The 21,354-nt window shown below is 58.6% G+C and carries 23 protein-coding genes; all 23 read right to left on the reverse strand.

The window, feature by feature from the left end:
• Window positions 1-132: 132 nt before the first annotated feature.
• Window positions 133-918 (reverse strand): sirohydrochlorin cobaltochelatase, encoded by a 786-nt coding sequence (locus EFB11_RS01075; protein WP_122788536.1) that lies wholly within the window; start codon window positions 916-918, stop codon window positions 133-135.
• Window positions 915-1,556, reverse strand: coding sequence for a precorrin-8X methylmutase (locus EFB11_RS01080; protein WP_122788537.1), 642 nt, complete (start codon window positions 1,554-1,556; stop codon window positions 915-917). The genes EFB11_RS01075 and EFB11_RS01080 overlap by 4 nt, the downstream gene beginning before the upstream one ends.
• Window positions 1,553-2,083 (reverse strand): cob(I)yrinic acid a,c-diamide adenosyltransferase, encoded by a 531-nt coding sequence (locus tag EFB11_RS01085; RefSeq protein WP_122788539.1) that lies wholly within the window; start codon window positions 2,081-2,083, stop codon window positions 1,553-1,555. Before EFB11_RS01085 ends, EFB11_RS01080 begins: the two co-directional genes overlap by 4 nt.
• Entirely contained in the window at window positions 2,080-3,579 is a 1,500-nt protein-coding gene (locus EFB11_RS01090; protein WP_122788541.1) for a cobyric acid synthase, read from the reverse strand. Before EFB11_RS01090 ends, EFB11_RS01085 begins: the two co-directional genes overlap by 4 nt.
• Window positions 3,497-4,633: a threonine-phosphate decarboxylase CobD gene (gene cobD / locus EFB11_RS01095; protein WP_122788542.1), complete on the reverse strand. Its 1,137-nt coding sequence runs from the start codon at window positions 4,631-4,633 to the stop codon at window positions 3,497-3,499. The genes EFB11_RS01090 and cobD overlap by 83 nt, the downstream gene beginning before the upstream one ends.
• 14 nt (window positions 4,634-4,647) lie before the next feature.
• Entirely contained in the window at window positions 4,648-5,034 is a 387-nt protein-coding gene (locus tag EFB11_RS01100; protein WP_122788544.1) for a bifunctional adenosylcobinamide kinase/adenosylcobinamide-phosphate guanylyltransferase, read from the reverse strand.
• On the reverse strand, window positions 5,031-5,819 hold the full coding sequence (locus EFB11_RS01105) for an adenosylcobinamide-GDP ribazoletransferase (RefSeq protein WP_122788545.1): 789 nt from the start codon (window positions 5,817-5,819) through the stop codon (window positions 5,031-5,033). Before EFB11_RS01105 ends, EFB11_RS01100 begins: the two co-directional genes overlap by 4 nt.
• Complete coding sequence (locus tag EFB11_RS01110; RefSeq protein ID WP_122788546.1) at window positions 5,816-6,352, reverse strand: bifunctional adenosylcobinamide kinase/adenosylcobinamide-phosphate guanylyltransferase; 537 nt, start codon at window positions 6,350-6,352, stop codon at window positions 5,816-5,818. The genes EFB11_RS01105 and EFB11_RS01110 overlap by 4 nt, the downstream gene beginning before the upstream one ends.
• Before the next feature lie 9 nt (window positions 6,353-6,361).
• A complete protein-coding gene (gene cobT / locus EFB11_RS01115; protein ID WP_122788548.1) occupies window positions 6,362-7,420 on the reverse strand; it encodes a nicotinate-nucleotide--dimethylbenzimidazole phosphoribosyltransferase in 1,059 nt (352 codons plus the stop codon).
• A 5-nt stretch (window positions 7,421-7,425) separates the two neighbouring features.
• Window positions 7,426-8,778 (reverse strand): cobyrinate a,c-diamide synthase, encoded by a 1,353-nt coding sequence (locus EFB11_RS01120; RefSeq protein ID WP_122788550.1) that lies wholly within the window; start codon window positions 8,776-8,778, stop codon window positions 7,426-7,428.
• Between the two features lie 20 nt (window positions 8,779-8,798).
• The gene (gene hemL, locus EFB11_RS01125; RefSeq protein ID WP_122788551.1) at window positions 8,799-10,085 is read right to left on the reverse strand and encodes a glutamate-1-semialdehyde 2,1-aminomutase; all 1,287 of its coding nucleotides are present in this window, start codon (window positions 10,083-10,085) and stop codon (window positions 8,799-8,801) included.
• Entirely contained in the window at window positions 10,085-11,071 is a 987-nt protein-coding gene (hemB, locus tag EFB11_RS01130) for a porphobilinogen synthase (protein WP_122788553.1), read from the reverse strand. The genes hemL and hemB overlap by 1 nt, the downstream gene beginning before the upstream one ends.
• Window positions 11,072-11,074: 3 nt before the next feature.
• A complete protein-coding gene (gene cobA / locus EFB11_RS01135; RefSeq protein WP_122788554.1) occupies window positions 11,075-12,559 on the reverse strand; it encodes a uroporphyrinogen-III C-methyltransferase in 1,485 nt (494 codons plus the stop codon).
• Entirely contained in the window at window positions 12,556-13,425 is an 870-nt protein-coding gene (hemC, locus tag EFB11_RS01140; protein ID WP_122788556.1) for a hydroxymethylbilane synthase, read from the reverse strand. Before hemC ends, cobA begins: the two co-directional genes overlap by 4 nt.
• A 2-nt stretch (window positions 13,426-13,427) precedes the next feature.
• Window positions 13,428-14,615 (reverse strand): precorrin-6A reductase, encoded by a 1,188-nt coding sequence (cobK, locus tag EFB11_RS01145; protein ID WP_122788557.1) that lies wholly within the window; start codon window positions 14,613-14,615, stop codon window positions 13,428-13,430.
• On the reverse strand, window positions 14,612-15,340 hold the full coding sequence (cobJ, locus tag EFB11_RS01150; protein ID WP_122788558.1) for a precorrin-3B C(17)-methyltransferase: 729 nt from the start codon (window positions 15,338-15,340) through the stop codon (window positions 14,612-14,614). Before cobJ ends, cobK begins: the two co-directional genes overlap by 4 nt.
• The gene (gene hemA, locus EFB11_RS01155) at window positions 15,337-16,533 is read right to left on the reverse strand and encodes a glutamyl-tRNA reductase (protein WP_122788560.1); all 1,197 of its coding nucleotides are present in this window, start codon (window positions 16,531-16,533) and stop codon (window positions 15,337-15,339) included. Before hemA ends, cobJ begins: the two co-directional genes overlap by 4 nt.
• Window positions 16,530-17,552: a cobalt-precorrin 5A hydrolase gene (locus EFB11_RS01160; protein WP_243115139.1), complete on the reverse strand. Its 1,023-nt coding sequence runs from the start codon at window positions 17,550-17,552 to the stop codon at window positions 16,530-16,532. Before EFB11_RS01160 ends, hemA begins: the two co-directional genes overlap by 4 nt.
• The gene (gene cobM, locus EFB11_RS01165; RefSeq protein ID WP_122788562.1) at window positions 17,549-18,304 is read right to left on the reverse strand and encodes a precorrin-4 C(11)-methyltransferase; all 756 of its coding nucleotides are present in this window, start codon (window positions 18,302-18,304) and stop codon (window positions 17,549-17,551) included. The genes EFB11_RS01160 and cobM overlap by 4 nt, the downstream gene beginning before the upstream one ends.
• Window positions 18,301-18,993: a precorrin-2 C(20)-methyltransferase gene (gene cobI / locus EFB11_RS01170; RefSeq protein ID WP_122788564.1), complete on the reverse strand. Its 693-nt coding sequence runs from the start codon at window positions 18,991-18,993 to the stop codon at window positions 18,301-18,303. Before cobI ends, cobM begins: the two co-directional genes overlap by 4 nt.
• Window positions 18,990-20,117: a cobalt-precorrin-5B (C(1))-methyltransferase CbiD gene (gene cbiD, locus EFB11_RS01175; RefSeq protein WP_122788565.1), complete on the reverse strand. Its 1,128-nt coding sequence runs from the start codon at window positions 20,115-20,117 to the stop codon at window positions 18,990-18,992. Before cbiD ends, cobI begins: the two co-directional genes overlap by 4 nt.
• A gap of 61 nt (window positions 20,118-20,178) precedes the next feature.
• Window positions 20,179-20,508 carry an energy-coupling factor ABC transporter substrate-binding protein gene (locus tag EFB11_RS01180; protein WP_122788566.1) on the reverse strand — a complete coding sequence of 110 codons (330 nt, stop codon included), beginning with the start codon at window positions 20,506-20,508 and terminating at the stop codon, window positions 20,179-20,181.
• A 3-nt stretch (window positions 20,509-20,511) separates the two neighbouring features.
• On the reverse strand, window positions 20,512-21,252 hold the full coding sequence (locus EFB11_RS01185; protein ID WP_122788569.1) for an energy-coupling factor ABC transporter permease: 741 nt from the start codon (window positions 21,250-21,252) through the stop codon (window positions 20,512-20,514).
• Window positions 21,253-21,354 lie beyond the last annotated feature (102 nt).

Consider the following 21,354-nt stretch of genomic DNA (forward strand, 5'->3'; position numbering starts at 1 on the left):
ACGGAACCGGCTTGCAATCTCAACCGGTCCTTTTTTGTCCATCGTGGCTAAAATGCCTGAAACCAGTCTTTGGCTCCAGGCATTCTAGTCTATGCACAAACTTTCCAGTTTGTGACGAAGGCATCTTGGGTTTTAAAGGGACCGCGGAGCGACCTCCCGCGCATGTCTGACAAACAATTCCCGGACGGCATCCAGTTCCCCCAAGCCACGCAGATCGGTTTGCACCGCATAGCCATCGGCCTGCAAAATGGATTTCCAGCTATCCTCTTCTTCCCCGGCCAAATCGTTTTGGGCATGGTCGCCCGCTACAATCATAAAGGGGGCCAGCGTCACCCGACGCACACCATGCTGTTTCAGTCTGCCGCGGATATAGTCGAGTCCTGGGAAACCTTCCACGGTGCCGACATAGACCCGTTCGGCGCCCAGAGAACGGAACATATTTTCCACTTGGCTATACGTCGCATTGGCAAAATGCTCGGTGCCGTGCCCCATATAAACATAGGCTTCATCGGGTGCCAGCGCGGGGATTTCCTGCAACAGTCTGTGGCAGATTTCGGCGTAATCCTCTGTATGGAATAGCATGGGCTTGCCGATCTTCATGCTCTGGAAACGGCTGCGGTATGGCAAAAGCTGCATGAGCATTTTTTCATATTCCATGCCTGGCATCACATGCAGGCTTTGGCACAGCACTTCCTCATACCCTGCTGCTACCAGCTGTTCCATCTGTTCTGCGGGACTCAGGATGCGCACCCCTTCTTCCCGCTCGATCTTGCGAATGACCATACCGGACGTGAAGGCCCGGAAAAAATCGTACCCCGGAAAGGCCTGCTGCAAGCTGTCTTCGATCTGTGCAATCGCCTGACGTGCTTTGGGATAGGTCGTACCAAAACTGATGACGACCAATGCTTTTTTGCTCATGATTCAAAGCCCTCCCGTGTGTACAGTTGATACAGCAGTGCGTTGACAATGGCTGCAGCTACATTGCTGCCGCCTTTGCGTCCCCGCGCGATGATATAGGGCGTTTGTCCGCCCAAAAACAGCTCTTTGGATTCCACAACATTGACAAACCCAACCGGCACGCCGATCACAAGCGCGGGCTGGATTTCTCCGGCTTCAATCATCTCGTGCAGACGAATCAGCGCCGTCGGCGCATTGCCAATGGCAAAGATGACTGGGCCTTCCAGTTTTGCAGCATGCTCCATAGATACCACCGCACGGGTCACACCGCGCGCCTTGGCCTCGCGTGCCACTTCTTCTTCGGCCATAAAGCAGACCGCCCGGCCGCCCAGCTTGGCCAACACCGACTTGCTCACGCCCGAAAGCGCCATGTTGGTGTCGGTTACGACCGTTGCCTCCTGCATGAGGGCTGCCTTGGCCTTCTCGACCGCGTCGGGCGAAAAGACCAGATTGTCGGCATAGTCAAAATCCGCCGATGTATGGATGACCCGCTTCACAATTTCGGCCTGTCCTTCCGGGAAAGTCCGGTCACCCAGTTCTTCGGTAATGATCGCAAAGCTGCGCTTTTCAATATCCGCTGGTTTCAAAATGGGATTCATTGCTCAATGCCCTCCCGCGCGGTGATGCCCTTATCATACGGATGCCGCCGTTTGCAGATTTCGGAGATATAATCAGCACGTGCCTGCAATTCTTCCGACGGGTCGCGGCCGGTCAGGACCACTTCCAGTTCTTCCGGCTTGTGGTCCAGAATATCCAGCACCATCTTTTCATCCAGCAGTCCGGTCGAAATCGCGCCGCATACTTCATCGAGCACCAGCATCCGAGCGTGTTCCCGCTCGGCAAAATCGGCCGCGGCCCGCAGCGTACGCGCCAGCGCCTGCCGGGTGGTTTCCTTTTCTTCCTCGTTCATGGCAAAGGAAAACTTACCAACCGGATTGGCTGCCAATACGGCAACGTTGTCCAGCTTGGCCAGCATGCGGCATTCGCCCGATGTGCCGTCCTTTAAAAACTGGGCGATCACGATCTGTTCTCCCTGCGCGGCACACCGCAGCGCCAGGCCCATCGCACAGGTGGTCTTTCCTTTTCCATCGCCGTGATATAAATGAATCAGTCCTACTTGGTTCATGCGTTTCCCTCCAATAACTGATAGATCTTGTCCATATCGAGTGCTGCACGGACGGTATCCGCCAGCTTATCATACTGCATTTCTTTGTATTGCCGCACGTCCATGGCATGCGCATCGAGCGTGACACCCTTTTTATCTGCCAGCGCCTGTGCCAAGCCTTGGACCACTTCGCTTTCGTCAAAAATGCCATGCAGGTAGGTGCCATAGGCATTGCCCTGCTGACAGCCATCCAGCACGGTTTCTGTGCCCCGGGTCAGCCGCTGCAACGGCTTAGCACCCTCGAGCAGCGTGGTTTCGCCCATGTGGATTTCATACCCTTTCGTATGCGCGCTGCTCAGCGCCGCGAGGTCGCCCTCAATATCGAGCAGGACACCGGACGCCTGAGTCGTCGTCTTATCCGACCGGAACACGGTTTCGGTCGGCAAAAGGCCCATTCCCCGGATGGAGCCGCCGCCTTCGCTGCCCTCCGGGTCGTGAATCGCGCGGCCCATCATCTGATAGCCGCCGCATACGCCAAACACCGGCGTACCCGCGGCATGCTGTTTGAGAATCTGCGCTTCCAGCCCGCTTTCCCGTAGCCATTTGAGGTCTGCGATCGTGCTTTTGCTGCCCGGCAGCAAAATGAGGTCCGCGCCTTCCAGCTGGTCGGGCCGGTCGACATACCGCACTCCGACGCCAGGCACGCGCGGCAAAGCGGAAAAGTCGGTAAAGTTCGAAATCCGCGGCAGCCGCACCACGGCGATGTCAAGCAGAGTGCCCCGGTTGGTCTGTTCGAGCTGGTCGGACAAACTGTCCTCATCGTCGATGTCCAGCTTGGCATACGGCACCACGCCCACAACTGGCTTGCCGGTCAGGTCTTCCAGCATGGTGAGTCCCGGCTTTAAGATGTCCACGTCCCCGCGGAATTTGTTGATGACCAGTCCACCGATACGCGCCCGCTCGTCTTCCTCAAGCAGCATCACCGTGCCATACAGCGAGGCAAACACCCCGCCGCGGTCAATGTCGCCCACGAGCAGCACCGGCGCATCGGCCAGAGCCGCCATCCCCATATTCACGATGTCGTCCTGCTTGAGGTTGATTTCCGCCGGACTGCCGGCGCCTTCGAGCACGATGATGTCGTATTCGGCTGCCAGACTTTCGTACGCTTCGCGCACCACCGGGATGAGCGCTCGCTTGTTGCCCCAGTATTCGCGGGCGGTCTGGTTGCCGATGGCCTTGCCGTTTACAATCACCTGCGAACCGCAGTCACTGGTCGGCTTTAATAAAATCGGGTTCATGCGCACATCGGGCGCAATGCCTGCCGCTTCGGCCTGCATGACCTGCGCGCGGCCCATTTCCCGCCCGTCGGCTGTGATAAACGAATTGAGCGCCATATTCTGCGATTTAAACGGCGCCACCCGATAGCCGTCCTGTTTAAAGATGCGGCACAGGGCCGCAGCCAACACACTTTTCCCGGCGTTGGACGCTGTCCCCTGCACCATGATCGCTTTCGCCATCTGTGAGCACCTCCCTGACCGCCCGCATGAGCCGGGCGTTTTCTTCTTTGGTCTTGACGGCCACGCGGAAATATCCCGCACCAAGGCCGATATAATTCGAGCAATCCCGAATCAAAATGCCCCGCGGCAGCAGCCGCTCCCGCAAGTCGGTCTGTGCCGTCGAAAACAGCAGATAATTGGCCTCTCCCGGGAACACGCGGAACCCGCAGTCTGCGAGTGCGTCCGCCAGTTCCTGACGCAGCAGCGCAATCATCTTCGCTGTTTGTGCAGCATAATCTTTTAGCCCAAGGGCAGCGACTCCGCAGGCTTGCGCAAACACCGAAACGTTCCAGGGCTGTCCCGCGGCGTGCAGCCGCTCGAGCAGCAGCCGGTCGGCAGTTGCGCACCAGCCGAGCCGCACACCCGGTACGGCGTACATCTTAGTAAAAGCGCGCACCACGACCAGCAAATCGCAGCGCATGACCTGCGGCAGCAGCGTATGCGCCGGTTCATCCAAGAGAAAATCCGCAAAGCATTCGTCGACAATCAGACGGATGCGCTTTTTCTGACACTGGGCAACGATACACGCCATCAAATTCGGGTCGACTGTCCGGCCAGTGGGATTGTTCGGATTGCACAGGATGCACACATCCACGCCGTCCAGTTCGTCCAGAATACGCGCTGTAACGGCAAAGTTTTCCTGTGCCCGTAGTCGATGATGCCGGACGTTGCAGCCAAAATGAGTCAGCGCAGCCTCGTACTCGGAAAAAGTCGGCGCAGTGATGAGAGCGGTCTGCGGACGCAGCACATCAGCCAAACGATAAAATACCTCGGCTGCACCATTTGCGCAAAAGAATGTTTCAGGCGGCAACCCGTAAGTCTGGGCCAGAGCGTTCGTCAAGGCACGGCAAAAAGGATCGGGATATTGCGCGCACTGTTCCACAGCGTCCAGCATCGCCTGCCGGACTGCTTCTGGAATGCCGCGCGGGTTGATATTGGCCGAAAAATCGAGCACATTCTGTCCGGGATACTGTGCCGTATAGCCATATATATCTCCCCCATGCACATATTGCATTGGTTTCCCTCCTTTTAAGGTTCTTTCGGCAGCTGTCCTTTAATGGCCTGACCGATACCCGCATACACCCGCACGACCAGGTCAGCCCGTGCAGCCAAATCACACAGCAGCCGCCCGGTCTGCTCGCGCCAGTCATCCTGCGCTTTTGCAAACGGTACGACCCCGCAGCCAATCTCATCGCACAGGACGATCTTGCCTTGGAGTGCATCCAACAAAGCCTGCGCATCCCAGCCGTCCTGCCGCCGTGTGTAACGATGCAAGCTATCCACAGCGCGCGCGGCTTGGATGTCGGCAAGCGAACAGGTTTCCCCGTCCGCAAAATCGCTTTCATGCAGGGAAAACAATCTCTCAGCCAGCGCGCGTTTGCCTTGATGCGCGCCGCCGATGATGAGTACCGTCATGCTACCAACCCTCCAAACGCCACAACCGCCAGCATCAGCAGTTCGGATGTAGAAATGAAAAATCCAGCCAGATCGCCTGTGATGCCTCCGAAAATACGGCGGCACAGGCGGTCATGGACAAAATACCATACGAGCAGCAGCAAAAGTGCTGCTGTTCCCGCTGTTATACCATGCGGTACAGCATACTGTACCATGCTGGCCGCAATGAGATACATGAGCGCTTGCGCTACCAACACGACCGCTACCACTTTCTTATCGCTGTTTTCGGCAAAAAGATGGGCCAGTCCCGAGTCTTTTGCGCACGGCATGGTCACAATCTTGGCGCCGCCTGCCGCACGGGCGGTGGCAAAGCCGACCATCATGAGAGGCAAAAACTGCGGTGTTTCATATATCTGCGCAAAGCAGGCCACTTCAGCCAGTAAAAAGGCAACCATCCACAGCGGGCCAAATGCGCCCACATGGGAATCCTTCAAAATCGCCAGCCGCTTTTCCCGGTCGCCAAAGGAGCACAGCGCGTCGCAGGTATCGCATACGCCATCCAGATGGATGCCGCCCGATACAATGAGCGGCAGCAGCGTCGCTACGATGGCATACAGCACCACCGATGCGCCAAATGAAACGCAGAACCGATACCATAACCACTCCAAGCCGCCGATCACCAGCCCGACGAGCGGGAGAAACGACAGCGCCCAGCGCATAGTCTTTTTCTCCCAGTTCACCTGCAGCACCGGGATGGCAGAATAGAGTGAAAACGCGACCAAAAAGCCGCTGACAATGCTTTTCATAGTAAATCTTCTCCCTTGTGCAGCACCAAAATGCCGCACACCGACTCGGCCACAGCGTCTGCTCGCTCTGCGAGCGCACCGTTGATTTGGCTGAGCAGGCGTATATACTGCATGGTTTCGGACGGGTAGGTTTCCCCGTCCGAAAAAATATCGTTCGTTACGACCACGAGCAGACCGCACTGCTTTTCCAAATGGTCTATGCCCGCCAAAATCGCGTCCGCCGCTCCATTCACTCCCACCCCTTCGGGGGAAAACATCTCGTTGGCCAGCAGATTGGATAGGCATTCCAGCAAAATGCCGTCGTAATAGCATGGCGCGGTAAAATGCGCGAGATCGGTATACCGTTCGGCAGTTTCAAAGCCCTTTCCGGCGCGCAGCGCACGATGGCGCGCAATCCGCACCTCAGCCGCCGGGCCAAAAGGCTGCATGGCCGCCACATACAAGCGGCTGCCGCCAGCCGTATGCTGACACAGAATCCTCTCGGCGTGCGCCGACTTGCCCGAAGCCGCACCGCCGGAAATCATGATTTTCATAACGGCCCCTTACGTCAGCGGCTGGTAGGCTTCAATGTTGGTTTCTTCAAAGCTAACCATGCCCAGATACGGCGCCAACGCCAGATCGAGCAGGGCCACGGTCGCAACCGCGCCGGTTCCCTCGCCCAGGCGCATGCCGGCCGAAATAAATGGCCGGGCATCCAGCGCATGCAGCAGCTTCTCCCCTGCCGGCTCGGCCGACTGATGGGAGATAATGAAATAGTCCCGCGCCGCTGGACACAGACGCACGGCACACAGTGCTGCGGCGCAGGCGATCACGCCGTCGACGACCACGGGCAGCCCGCAAGCCGCACCGCCGATGTACAGACCGATCATGCCTGCAATGTCCAAGCCACCGACCTTATGCACCACGTCAATCGGGTCATTCGGGTCGGGCTGATGAAGTTGTAAGGCGGTTTCGATGGCCGCGATCTTGCGTAGCAGCCCTTCGCTCGACAGGCCCGCGCCCCGCCCGGTGACTTCCGGCACGGGCAGACCAAGCAGCGCGGCCGTTACCGCGGCCGTGGACGTCGTGTTGCCGATGCCCATTTCCCCGACACACAGCAGTTTATAGCCGTTTTCTTTGCATTTCTCGGCCAGATCGATACCGGTCTGGATGGCCTTGATGGCCTGTTCACGGGTCATGGCCGGCTCACACGTCATATCGTTGGTGCCATACATGACTTTGCAGCGGCGAATGGTATCGCCCTCCACGTCGCGCGCTACGCCGATGTCGACCGGGATGACATCCACCCCGGCACGTTTGGCCATCAGGCATACGGTGGTTTGGCCGCGGTGCAGGTTTTCAGTCACGATAGCGGTCACGTCCTGCCCGCACTGGGTCACACCCTGCGCCACAACGCCATTATCGGCACAGAACACAACGACCGCCCGGCGATCGATCTCCGGCTTGGCCCGCCGCTGGATGCCTGCAAGCTGGATGATCGTATCTTCCAGCAGTCCCAGACTGCCCAGCGGAATGGCAATGTTGGTAAACCGGTGCCGCGCCGCCTGCATACTCTCTTCGCACAACGGCTGTACCCTGCGGATGGCCTCGTGTAACTCCATGTTTCTCACCTCATAGACGCGCATTTGCGCACAAAATTTGCAGCCAGTTCCGGATTGGAACGGAAATATAGATGGGGATAGCCCGCGTACAGCGTATCGCGCACATGAACGCACGGCCAGGCGCGGCCGTTGGGCTTTTTGGCTTCCATGCCGCTCCCCGCATCATCCGACGCCGCGTAATGAAACTCATGCGCGCGCGTCCGTGTCCTCTTAGGGCCGAGCAAACCGTCCTGCTGCACGGTCAAAGTCACATACCCGAAGTTTTGCAGCTTGCCGGTCATCCGGGCTGTGCCCGGGATGACGCCCACCATCGGATAATTCCCTTCGCTTGTACCGATGTGCTCGTGCAGATACATAAATCCTCCGCACTCAGCCACGGTCGGCAGTCCATCCGCGATACGTGCACGCAGTTCAGCCCGAAGCATCTGATTTTCCGCAAGCTTCGCGGCATACAGCTCTGGATACCCGCCGCCCAGATACAGTCCATCGATGCCATCTGGTAAATGGCCGTCCGCCAGCGGGGAAAACTCGACGATTTCCGCCCCCAGTTCGCACAGCACATCCAGATTGTCTTCGTAATAAAAGCAGAACGCCGCGTCGCGCGCCACCGCGATGCGCACCGGCTGAGATGCCGCTTTTTCGAGCGGCAGCATCCGGTCGGCCAACGTGGGCGCGGATTGTGCCAGCGCAAGCAATCCGTCCAAGTCCAGTCCTTCTTCAGCTGAGTCGGCCAGCTGGTCCAGCTTTCGCTGCAAGTCGGCAATCTCGCCGGCAGTCACCAAGCCCAGATGCCGGTCCGGAATAGAAGCTGCCGGGACACGCGGCAAATAGCCATAGGCCCGCAAGCCACCCTTTTCGGCAATTGCTCGATAAAAGGGATACATCCCTTTACTGATGCCGTTGAAAATCACGCCTTGCAGCGTATTTTCGGCAAATTGCCGCAGGCCGAACAGCATAGCGGCCAGCGTCAGCGACTGCCCCTTGGGGCTGACGACCAGCACGGCCGGGGTCCTCGTTTCCCGCGCCAGATGGGCGGCAGAAGCCGTATCGGTCGTGCCAGACACGCCGTCGTAAAAGCCCATCACACCCTCGATGACGCCGCAGCCACCTGCCGGGATGTGCTGCGTCAATCCAGCACGGCAAGCCGCTCCATCGACGAAAAACAAGTCCAGATTGCGGCTGGGCAGTCCCAGAACCGCAGTATGGAACATTGGGTCAATATAATCTGGGCCGCACTTGAACGCCGCCAGCGAAACGCCCCGCCGCTGCCAGGCACGCAGCAGCGCACTGGATACAGTCGTCTTACCGCACCCACTGCCTGTGCCGCCGATCAACAGGCGCGCTGTTTCTAAGTTCATTTCACGGCCCTCCTTTTGTATCAAAGTGTAGCCAAAACCGCATCCGCTGCCGCGCATACTGCTAGGATGTCCTCCTCGGTATGGCTGACATTGATGAAGGTGGCCTCAAACTGGCTGGGCGCCAGATACATGCCGCGTTCCAACATGCCATGGAAATACTGCTTGAATTGGTTCAAATCAGACTTTTGTGTATCCGCAAACGTGCGCACCGGCTCGTCGGTAAAGTATGGACACAGCAGCGCACCGCACTGGTTGACCGTCATCGGTACGCCGTGCTTCTTCGCGCTGTCGCGCAGGCTGTGCGCCATGGCCTGGGCTTTGCGCTCTACATCCCGATAGTAACCCGGATTGGCTTGCAGGATTTCCAACTGCTTATAACCGGCCGCCATAGCGACCGGATTGCCCGAAAGCGTACCGGCCTGATAGATCGGCCCGGTCGGAGCCACCTTTTCCATGATGCAGCGCGGACCAGCATAGGCGCCTACCGGCATGCCGCCGCCGATGATTTTACCGAACGTGACCAAATCGGCGCGTACGCCGAAATATTCCTGCGCACCGCCGCGCGCCAAGCGGAATCCGGTGATGACTTCGTCGAAAATCAGCAGGCAGCCGTGCGCATCGCACAGGCGACGCAGTCCTTCCAGAAAGCCCTTCTCGGGCGGTACCACGCCCATGTTCGCTGCGACCGGTTCCACGATAACCGCCGCGACTTGTTCCCGGTTGGCGTCCAGCAGAGCTTCGACCGAAGCAAGGTCGTTGAACTGGGCGGTCAGCGTATCGCCCGCCGCGCCACGAGTAACGCCTGCCGAATTGGGCTCGCCCTGCGTGAGGGCGCCCGATCCAGCCGCGACCAGCATGGCATCCGAATGACCGTGATAGCAGCCTTCAAATTTAATCACCTTATCGCGCCCGGTCACACCGCGCGCCACGCGCAGCGCACTCATGACCGCCTCGGTGCCCGAGTTGACCATACGCACCATTTCGATATTGGGCACCATGTCCACGAGCAGTTCGGCCACATCGACTTCCATCGCCGTCGGTGCGCCGAAGGACAGACCATTCTGCATCGCCTTTTGTACGGCTTCCAGAACCGGCGGATAGCTATGCCCCAAAATTAGCGGCCCCCAGGAACCGACGAAATCGATAAATTCATTGCCGTCCAAATCCCAGATACGACTGCCCTTGCCTTTTACGATAAACGGAGGTATGCCACCGACTGCGCGGAATGCACGAACCGGCGAATTAACGCCACCCGGCAGTACCCGCTGCGCGCGTGTAAAAATCGCTTCCGATGCTCGAAAATTCATCAGCCAATATCCCCCTTTCGGATGGCATCCGCCAGTTCACAGGCGTAATAAGTAATGAGAATATCCGCCCCGGCGCGGTACATACAAACTGCGCTTTCACACATCACGCCATACTCGTCGATCAGTCCTGCTTTGGCGGCTGCCTTGACCATCGCATACTCGCCCGATACCGCATAGCAGGCAATCGGCAGATCAAAACGCTGCCGCGCTTCATGCACCAGATCAAGATAGGCCAGCGCAGGCTTGACCATCAGGATATCCGCCCCTTCGGTCACATCCAATTCGCATTCACGCATGGCTTCCCGGCCGTTGTGCGGGTCCATCTGATACGACCGACGGTCACCGAAAGACGGCGCCGACCCGGCCGCTTCGCGGAACGGGCCATAGAAATACGACGCGAACTTGGCCGAGTACGCCATGATCGGAATGTTCTGAAATCCGTTCTCATCCAGAATGGAGCGAATCGCTGCTACGCGGCCATCCATCATATCGCTGGGCGCGACCATATCGGCCCCCGCACGCGCATGGCTGAGCGCGGTCTTGGCCAGCACTTCGAGCGTCTTGTCGTTGTCTACATCACGGCCGCACAGAATACCGCAATGCCCGTGGCTGGTGTATTCGCACATGCACACATCGGTCACGACATACATCTCAGGCGCGAGCTCCTTAATCTTGCGGATACCCTGCTGGACGATGCCGTCCTCTGCCCAAGCGCCCGAACCGCACTCGTCCTTGTCTTTGGGCAGACCAAACAGAATGACGCGCGACACACCGTGTTCCTGCGCGCGCTCGACCATGCGGTAGAGCTGATCGGGGCTGTAATGATACTGTCCAGGCAGGGACTCGATTTCCTGATAAATGTTTTCTCCTTCGACCACAAAAATCGGCCAGATGAGGCTCTCCGGCGAGATGCGAGTCTCCCGCACTAGACGGCGCAGATTGTCCGACGTGCGCAAACGACGCGGTCGGATGATATCGTTAAACATGATTTATTCCTCCCTTAAGGCATCGATCATCGAATCGATCGTCGCCTGCTTTGCAATTTGAACGTGCATGCCATACCGGCGGGCTGCCGCAGCTGTTTGTTGACCAATGCACAGCGCCACAAAACCTGTAAAGTCGACATCCTTCACAGCGTGAGCGAACCCTTCCACCGTAGATGCACTTGTAAAGGTAATCGCATTTACTTCTCTAAGATTTAGCAAATTTTGCAGCAACTCCACCTTATCCGAGCGGTATTCTGTTCGATAAGTCGGCACATCAGCATAGGCAATACCTGCTTGCTCCAGCTGTTCAGTCAATTCCTTTGAACCCTGTTCCGCTCGAAGGATGAGTACCTTTGCACCTGGTGCAGCCTGCGCCAGCGCCTGAGCCAGATGGGTGCTGTCATACGTTTCGGGCACCAGATCGGCAGTGATGCCGCAGCGCTTGAGTTCTGCCGCTGTCCCGGCGCCGATGGCTGCAAACTTGCAGCCATACAGCGCGCGCAGGTCGCGTCCCATGCGCTCGAGCGCATGCAACATGGCGGGAACACCGGCTGGGCTGGTCAGTGCGACCCAGTCCCAATGTTCGCTCAGCGCCTGCTCGAGTGTGGTTATATCTTCGCGCTCTACGGTTTCAATGCACGGTGCTTCGATGACGTTTGCGCCCAGCCGCCACAGCTTATCCGACAGGGTACCTGCCCGCTCGCGCGACCGGGTCACCACAACCGTTTTGCCGTGCAGCGGCAACGGTGTAAACCAATCCAGTTTTTCGGACAGCGTGCATACCTGCCCAACCACGATAAGCGCCGGGCTGTGCAATCCGGCGGCAGCAACTTTCTGCGGCAGATGTTCTACGTCGCTGATCACCTTTCGCTGGTTGCCGCGTGTCCCATTTTCGATTACAGCCGCCGCGGTGTCGGGCGACAGACCAGCGGCCAACAGGCCATCCATGACCTGCTGGAGCGCGGTCAATCCCATCAGAAAAACGAGCGTTCCTTTGAGCCGTACCAAGCTTTCAAAATCGATGTCGAGTTGCTTGCCCGCTCGCGCGTGCGCGGTAACGATATGCACCGACGAACAGTAATCCCGGTGCGTCACCGGGATGCCCGCATAGGCGGGCGCAGCCAGTGCGCTGGTGACACCGGGCACGACCTCGAACGGCACGCCATGCTCGAGCAAATACTCGCATTCCTCGCCGCCCCGGCCAAACAGATAGCAATCACCGCCCTTGAGCCGGACAGTATTTTTCCCCTCACTCGCCAGACGCACCAAAATAGCGTTGATCTCAGGCTGCGGCACCGGATGATGGTTGTTCTCCTTGCCCACATTGACCCGCTCCGCCGTGCGCGGGATGAGATTTAAAATATCTTCGCTGACCAGACGGTCGTACACGACTGCATCGGCCTGCGCGATTGCCTGCGCTCCTTTGAGGGTGAGCAGGTCGCGCCCTCCCGGCCCCGCGCCAACCAAGGTCACTTTTCCAATCGTCATGGATGCTCGGCCTCCTTTTGCAGCTTTTGCGCAAGTCTTGCGCCCAAGGCTTCGGCCTGGTCGCGCGGCGCAGTATCCACGCCGTATACAACGGTTTGTTCGTCTGCGGTTGCATACATCGCACGCAATGTGACGGTATCGTCCATCACGCACGCATAGGCAGCCACGGGCGCAAAGCAACCGCCGCCGAGCGTACGGACATAGGCACGCTCGGTCAGCGCACATACCCGTGCATCCGAGTCATCCAGTCGTGCGACCGCTTCCGGGCATTGTCCTTCCCGTCCCTGCACGGCCAAAATCGCCTGTCCGGCGGCGGGAATCAGCTCTTCGGGCGAAAAATACCGCGAAATACGGTCTTGCAGTCCCAGACGGTGCAGACCAGCCGCGGCCAGCACCAGTGCACCATATTCGCCGCTGTCCAGCTTGCGCAGACGGGTCTGCACATTGCCGCGCACCGGCTTGACCTCCATGTCCGGGAACAGGCGTTTCAGCTGTACCCGTCGTCGCGCACTCGCGCAGCCGATGGGTTTCGTGCGGTCGAGTTCGCTTGCTCCCTGCGGCAAAACGAGCACATCCCGTGCGTCCTCCCGCACGGTATAAGCCACAAGCGGCAGCCCTTCGGGCTGTTCCATCGGTACATCCTTCAAACTGTGAACGGTCAAATCGACCTCTCCTGCAGCGAGCGCACGGTCCAGTTCCTTCACGAACAGGCCCTTGCCACCCACCTGATCGAGTGTTTTATCTAAAATCATATCGCCGGTGGTCTTCATGGTGACGAGTGTGCAAGGCATGTCCAGTTGGGCAATGACCTGCTCGGCCTGTACCACAGCCAACTTGCTGTCCCGACTTCCGATTCGTATGTTCATTGTTATTCCTCCATCAGCGCACGGATGCGCTTTGCCATGGCAGACACAGCATGATGATCGCTGCCGCCCGACACCAGACCCGCAATCAGCCCTTTCCCCTCGCAGATGGCAGGGAAAAAGAAGGTGCTTTCATCCGCACAGTCAGCCACACTGACCGGGATCCCCCGCGCCTGACAGGCCACAAAAACCCGATGATTGACCATCCGGTCGTCTGTGGCGGCAATCACCAGAGAGGCGCCATCGACGTCCCCTTCTAAGAAGGCACGCTGTTCAATCGGCAGGTCAATATCCACCCGCTTTTCGGTTGCAATCACCTGTATGATCACACCAAACCGCTGCAAAATACCAATGCGCCGCGCAGCGATCTTTCCGGCTCCGACAACCAACACGGTTCGCCCTTCCAAAGGTACAAACAATGGGAACATGGGGTAGGATGTTGTCCGTTTCAAAGAAAGCCGCGCAAGCAGTTCGTCTTGCATCTGCTCCAGGCTTTTGCCTTCCTCCTCGCTGGGACGCGCAATCATCAAAACGGTCGTACCCGTTTCCTGCGCGGCAGCCAGCTTTTCGGCAAATCCACCCGATTTTCCGGTATCTTTGGTGACCAGAATAGACGCACCGGTCTGCCGCAGCAAGGCCATGTTCAGTTCCTTGGAAAACGGCCCCTGCATAGCGATGATGTGGGAGCCCGGGAAACCGAGCGCTTCGCATTTTTGCAGCACATCCGGTGTCGGCAACACCCGCGGATACAGCCGTTCCTTGAAATCCGGCACCGCAGTATAGGCATCCAATTCCTTGCTGCCCGTCGTGAGCAATACTTTTCCAGGATGCGCCGCCAGCCATTCCACCGCATATGCCGTATCCGGCACAGTCACAACGTCCTGCGCTTCGGTGCGTGGCCGCAGTAGCCGCTGGTATTCTGCGCCCGCCTGCGCGCAGGCTGCACGAATATTCTCGGTCACGGCATGGGCGTAAGGATGGGTCGCATCCACGACCAAAGCGTCCGGCCCCATATAGTCCGCCATTTGATCAATGTCCAGCCGTCCCTGATGGACGGTGATACCAGGCATCGGTTCCATAACTGCTTCGCCATACTCGGTGGCGACAAAGACATCCGCCGTCGCGCTATGCCGGGACAAAAAACGGCAGATTTCATGTCCTTCACTTGTCCCGGAAAAAATCAGCAGTCTCATACGCCCTTATACCCGCGCGGTGTGACCATACGGCCACCGATGTTTTTCGTGCGGCTGTTGCCAATGAATACTGTGGTGAGCATATCAACCTGGGTATCCCGCAGTTCGCCCAGTGTCAGCAGGCGGAAATCTTCGCCCTCCCGACCGATGTTGCGCACCAGACCGCAAACAATTTCGGGCGGCTGGGTTTCCAAAATCAGATCGCACACTTTTTTCAAGTGGTCGGTGCGTTTTTTGCTCGCAGGATTGTAAAGTGCGATGCACAAATCGGCTGCTGCCGCATGCCGTACCCGCTTTTCGATGACCTCCCAAGGGGTCAGCAAGTCGGAAAGCGAAATGGCGGCAAAATCGCAGGTCAGCGGCGAACCAAGCACCGCCCCGCCCGAACAAGCAGCCGTAATGCCCGGAATGACTTCAATTTCAATCTCCGGGAAATCCTCACACAGTTCGAACATCAGTCCGGCCATGCCATACATTCCCGCATCGCCCGAGGAAACCACGGCCACAGTCTTGCCGCTGAGCGCCGCGTCCCGCGCTGCCATGCAGCGGTCCACTTCCCGCATCATGCCGGTCTGGATACGCTCCTTCCCGACCAGTAAATTTTCAATCAAGTCCAAATACAGACCATATCCGGCCACACAGTCGCACGCTTCAAGTGCACGCACCGCGCGCAGGGTCATCTGCTCTTCCCCGCCTGGGCCAATTCCAATGACATACAGCTTCATCTGCCGCTTCCTTTCTTTATATGCTGGAGGCAGCCGACCAGCCGCTCCTCACTGACAATATCCTTCATTCCGCCCAGCAGCATGTCGATCGTTTTGCCGACCGCCATCTGGATGAGCCCATCCAAATCGCCGCTGCGCGCGAGTTCCTCATATTGATGGTCAAAATGCACCCGCTCGACGGCCGCGTCCTTGAGCAGCGCCATCACCGGGAGCGCCTGCCGGTAATCATACCAAGCTTTGAACTCGGCATATTCCTTGTCCAGAATATCGACCGCCAGCGCGCGCTCGGCGGCATTTTCGTCGCCCAGCTGCCCGAGGTCGTCCAGATTCCAAATCATCACCCGGCCATCGTCTGCCGCAGCACGCTCAATGTCGCGCGGCATGGCCAAATCGACGAACAATCGCGGTGGGTTTTGCAGACTGGCGATTTGTTCGGCGGTCAAGGTAAAATGCGGGCTGGTGGTCGCACTGAACACCAAATCCGCGCCTTCGATGCACGCCAAACGGTCGTCATACGCATGGGTATCGCACCCGGCGGGGACGATGGTTTCCCCGTGTCGGTACGAGCGCAGGGTAATGGTGACCGCGCAACCGGCCTGCCGCAAAAGCGACGCGGCCAAACGCCCCATCTCACCGTTGCCAATCACGACCGCTCGCTTGCCGTCCAAACTACCACAAAAGGCCGCTGCTCGCTCGACACCCCGCGACGCCGCCGAAACCGGCACGCCGGTCAGTCGTGTTTCGGTCTTGACCCGTTTTCCAGCTGCCACCGCCCGGCGCAGCAATGTGCCCAGCACGCTGTCCGCCGTGCCTGCTTCATAGGCCAGGTCGAGCGCGGTGCGCACCTGGGTGACGATCTGGTCGTCCCCGAAAATCTGCGATTGCAGCCCGGCGGCAACCTTCATGATGTGCCGTGCCGCCTCCGGACCCTTGCGCGTTACGGCGAGCGGACGGTAAGTCTCCGTCTGAAAACCCGCCGCCCGCGCCAGCAATGCCAACGCATCGATCTCCTGCGCAGCATGCAGGTATAATTCGGTACGGTTGCAGGTAGCCAGCAGCGCGCAGGCCAGGACATGTTCGCCGTCTTTCAGTTTGGGCAGCAGCCCGAGCACCTGATTTTTGGTAAACGACAACGGTTCCCGCTGCGCGATGTCCGCGCCTTGAAAATCGATGCCGATCATTTGTATGTTCAAAACTCTATCCCCCAATTTTCGGCGGCCAGCGCCACGGTTACGCCGTTTTGTGCGGTCTTCGCACACAAAAGTGCGCCGCCACCTGCGCTTTGCACGGCCGCACGTTCGCAGACATTGTCCACCCCCACGGTCTGTTGCACAAACGCAGACGCCGTAAACGAACCGTCGACCTTTTGAAGCACTTCGGCTGGATAGGTTGCAAGCGACAGATTATGCGCCTTGCAAAATTCGAGCAGCCCGGCTTCGTTCTTCTTCAGGTCAATGGACGCCACGGCACACAGCGCCGCCGGATGTACTTTCGCCTTGTCCAGCGCCTGCTGCACGGCGGCTTCGATCGCGTCCGCTGGTGTGCCGCGCCGGCAGCCGATGCCGACATGCACGATGCGGGGCACCAGATGCAGCGTATGTGCAAATGGGTGTTCTTCTCCGCTGAAATCGACCGTAAAGCCGCTCTCGCAGCGGTCGCGGTTGAGCGCAATGTATCGCGGCACAGAACCGCGCACGGCAAAAGCAGTCTTGCAGCCGACCGTGTCGCCTCGCAGCAGCGCCGCCGAAACATACTGAATGTTCTTTGGGTCGAGCACCGCGCAGCCGTGCTCCCTCGCCCAAGTATCGACCGCGAAGATGCCGCGGCCATCGGTCGCCGTTGTGACGACCGCCTGCGCGCCCAGTCCGTCCGCCAGCCGCTCGGCCAAGGCGTTGGCGCCGCCTAAGTGGCCGGACACCAGCGAAATTACAAACCGCGCATTTTCATCCACGACCAATACCGCCGGGTCATAGGCCTTGCCCTGCAAATACGGCGCAATCGAGCGCACGGCGATGCCGGTTGCCCCCACGAAAATCAGCAGGCTGCAATCAACCATGGCTTGTTGCACCATACGGGAAAGTTTGGTGCCTTTGAGCGACACATCTACCCCGCGGGCATAGCACTCGATTTTGTCATCCGGCAACAGCACCGCGATGCGCTGCCCGACAGCAGCGCCCCGGTCGGTAAACGACACCACCTTGCCCCAGATCATCGGGACGCCTCGCGGAATTCGGTCGTAAAGGTCGGATCATACAGCTTGGAACGCTCATACACGTCGCCCAGGAAGCCGCCGACCGTGATGAGAGCCGTTTTGGTGATGCCCTCTGCGCGGGCAGCCTGCGCGAGTCCGCCAACCGTCGTGCGCACGACCTTTTCCTCCGGCCAGGTGGCTTTATAGACAATTGCTGCCGGGGTATCGGCGGTATAGCCGCCTTCAATCAGCCGTTCCGAAAGCTTTTCCAACTGTCCGGCGGACAGGAAAATCACCATCGTCGCGCCGTGAGCGGCCAACAGTTCGATCTTTTCCTTGGGCGGCACGGGGGTGCGCCCTTCCATACGGGTCAAAATGACCGTCTGGGAAACGTCCGGCAGCGTATATTCGGCTTTGAGCGCTGCCGCGGCGCCACAGAAGGAAGAAACTCCGGGCACGACTTCGTAGTCCAGCCCTTCGCGGTCAAGCACGTCCATCTGCTCGCGGTGCGCGCCATAGACGCAGGGGTCACCCGTATGCAGCCGCACGATCAGCTTTCCCGCGCGGGCTGCCGGAATCATGACGTCCATGACCTCTTCCAGCGTCATGGTCGCACTGTTGTAGACCGTGCAGCCCTCTTTTTTGTATTCCAGCAGGGCCGGATTGACCAGCGAACCGGCATAAACGATCACATCCGCCTGTTCCAGCAGCTTGGCGCCGCGTACCGTGATGAGATCGGGTGCGCCTGAACCGGCGCCCACAAAATAAATCATGCCTGCCCCTCCTTGACGATGATGATGGAAAAATATCCGGTCGGGTCGGTCAGCTCGTCCAAGTCGCGTACGACCCGCTCGCCTTCCATGGTGGCGCGCTCGACCAGCGCGGCCTGTTGCAGCTTGCCGTCTGCGCGCAGTTTTTCGCGCACATCCAAAATCGACCGGCCGGCCTTCATCAACACTTTAGTACCCGGCAGGGCCAGTCCTTCATCGGTGCTTTGGTGGGAAGCGGGCACGATATGCAGCATTTCGCTGCCCTCGACCAAGGCTGTGCCCACCGCAGCGGCCGCCGCGCAGAACGACGGCACACCGGGTACCAGCCGCGCATCATATCCGCGCGCGAGCACCCGTTTGTGAACATACCAATAGGTCGAATAGATGGTCGGGTCGCCCAGCGTCAGAAAGGCTACCATCTTGCCTTCGTCCAGCAGACGGCAAATTTCGTCCGCCGCGTGGTCGTGGCTTTGCGCCATTTTGACCTTGTCGCGCGTCATGGGCATATCGAAGTAGACCACCGGTTTGTCCTGTACAAATTCGGCCGCAATGGCCATAGCGGTTTTGTCGTTGCCCTCCGACTGGGGCGCTGCGATCACATCGCAGGTCTCCAAAATGCGGACCGCCTTGCGCGTCATCAATTCCGGGTCGCCCGGCCCAACGCCGACACCGTATAAAATTCCCTGTTTCATGTGTACTCCTGTAATCTTTGACAGAATGCCGCCGCACCAGCCGATTGAGCCAGTACGCCGTATTGGTTGGTAAACATCAAATATTCGATTCGGGCACGCCCACGCAGCCGGACAGCCAGCCGCGTTTCGATCGCCTGCCCGATACGAGCCAGCACGGCTTCCCGCAGGCCAACTGCATCCAGCAGGTCAATGCAGGCATCTACCGTGACCGAATCCATCAGCGCCTCAAGCGTATCGACCGGCGCGCCGCACAAGGCCGCATGCGCGGTAAAGACCTCCTGCCGTCCGTCGGCCACCGACGAATGAGTATTCATCACACCGGCTGCCAGCTTGACCAGTTTTCCAGCGTGACCGACCAGCAGAATGTCGGGAAATCCCTTGAACACCGCATAGTCAAGCGCATTCCCGATGAAATTGGAGCACTTGACCGCCCGTTCCAAATCCAGTCCCAGATGGTCGCGCGCAAAATCGGCGCCGTAATTGCCGGGACACAAAAATGCAATGCGCTGACCGGTGGTGAACACGCTGTCGAGTTCCAAATGGGTGGTATCCATCAGCGCCTGTTCGCTCATCGGCTCTACAATGCCGCTGGTTCCAAGAATGGAGATGCCACCCTGCACGCCCAAATGGCTGTTGTAGGTCTGTTTGGCAATCTCTTCCCCATTTTCGGCAGAAATGACAATCCGCAGTCCACCGCGGTAGCCACAGCCCAGCGCCGCCTGCCGGACGGCTGCGGTAATCTGCTCCCGCGGTCCGGGATTGATGGCTGCTTCCCCCACCGGACAGGCCAGCCCTGGCCGGGTCACCCGGCCGACTCCTTTGCCGCCTTCAATCGCAATGCCGCTTTCCATCTGCGCCACCGCGGCAAAAATACGAATGCCGTTGGTCACATCCGGGTCATCGCCGCTGTCCTTGCGAATGGCACAGACAGCGCTCGCTCCCTCCCAATGCACTTGCTCCGGGGTCAGATGTAAATCGGTCCCGCTCGGGGTACGCAACAGTACCTTTGCCGGCGCTTCCCCTGTTAGCAGCAGCATCGCGGCGGCCTGTGCAGCAGCTGCGGCACACGAACCGGTCGTATAGCCCCGGCGCAATTGTTTGCCGTTCTTATAAGCCAACTCCATATCGTTTCGCTCCTATCCCAACAAAAAAGCAGAGCGAGGAGGGACCGCTCTGCTTTCCGTATCATTGATCTTTGTGGTCGTTGTCCCGGTCGTGTTTTTTGCGTTCCACCCAGCGGCCCAGGAAAAACGCGATGATCCCAACACCGATGCCGGTCTGCACGCAAAACAGCAGGCTTTCCAGCTCACCGGGAAGTTCTCCACCCAAAAATTGTTCCAAAACCGGTGTATACCAAGGCTCATAGGCCTGGCCGGTCACTTCTTCGACCATCACACTGCCTGCATCATCCGAACCACCAAAGGTCGCGCCCGGCAGAGCGATTACCGGAACGACGATGAGCAGCACCGCAATGATGAGCAGCACAATCACTTTTTTCTTATTCGATTTTGTCATCGCTTACTTGACCTCCTCCGCATAACCGACCGCACGCAGTTCGGGGCGTGCGTAGGATTCCAAAGCGATCATGATGACGACCGTTAAGATGCCCTCCAAAATGGCCAGCGGCACCTGCGTCGGTGCAAAAACACCGAGGAATTTGATTGCCGCCAGTCCAATGCCGCCTTCGGGCGACGGATGAGCGAGCGCCAGCTGCAAACTGGTCACACAATAGGTAAACAGGTCGCCGACAGCGGCAGCCAGGAAGATGCCCACCATACGGTTGATACGCAGCTTCTGGCACAGTTTATAAATGCCGAACGCGACCAGCGGGCCGGCAATCGCCATCGAGAAGGTATTCGCCCCCAGGCTGGTCAGTCCACCATGCGCGAGCAGGATGGCCTGGAACAGCAGGACGATAATACCCAGGATGGATACGGCCGCCGGGCCAAATAGAATAGCGCCCAGACCGGTACCGGTCATGTGTGAGCACGACGCGGTGACCGACGGGATCTTCAGCGAGGAGATGACAAAGATAAAGGCGCCCGACATCGCAAGGAGTGTAATCGCCCGATGATCCCGATGCAATGATTTTTGAATCGAGAAGAATCCGGCGATGAGGAACGGTAGGGAAATCGCCCCCCACAGAATACACATTTTCACTGGAAGGTATCCTTCCATGATGTGCATGGCACCCGCCGCTGGAATCAGGCCGGCAGTAAGCGCGGCCGCAGCAGCAAAACCGATCATTTTCTTTTTCATTGTTTCTGTCCTTTCCCAATAAAAAATGCCGTTTCTGGATGATTCCCACTCACCCAAAACCGGCACCTAGGCATGTTCCTGCTGGTTTTTCGGCCCTCCACC

The sequence above is a fragment of the Intestinibacillus sp. Marseille-P6563 genome, assembly GCF_900604335.1.
GTDB lineage: Bacteria > Bacillota > Clostridia > Oscillospirales > Butyricicoccaceae > Butyricicoccus_B.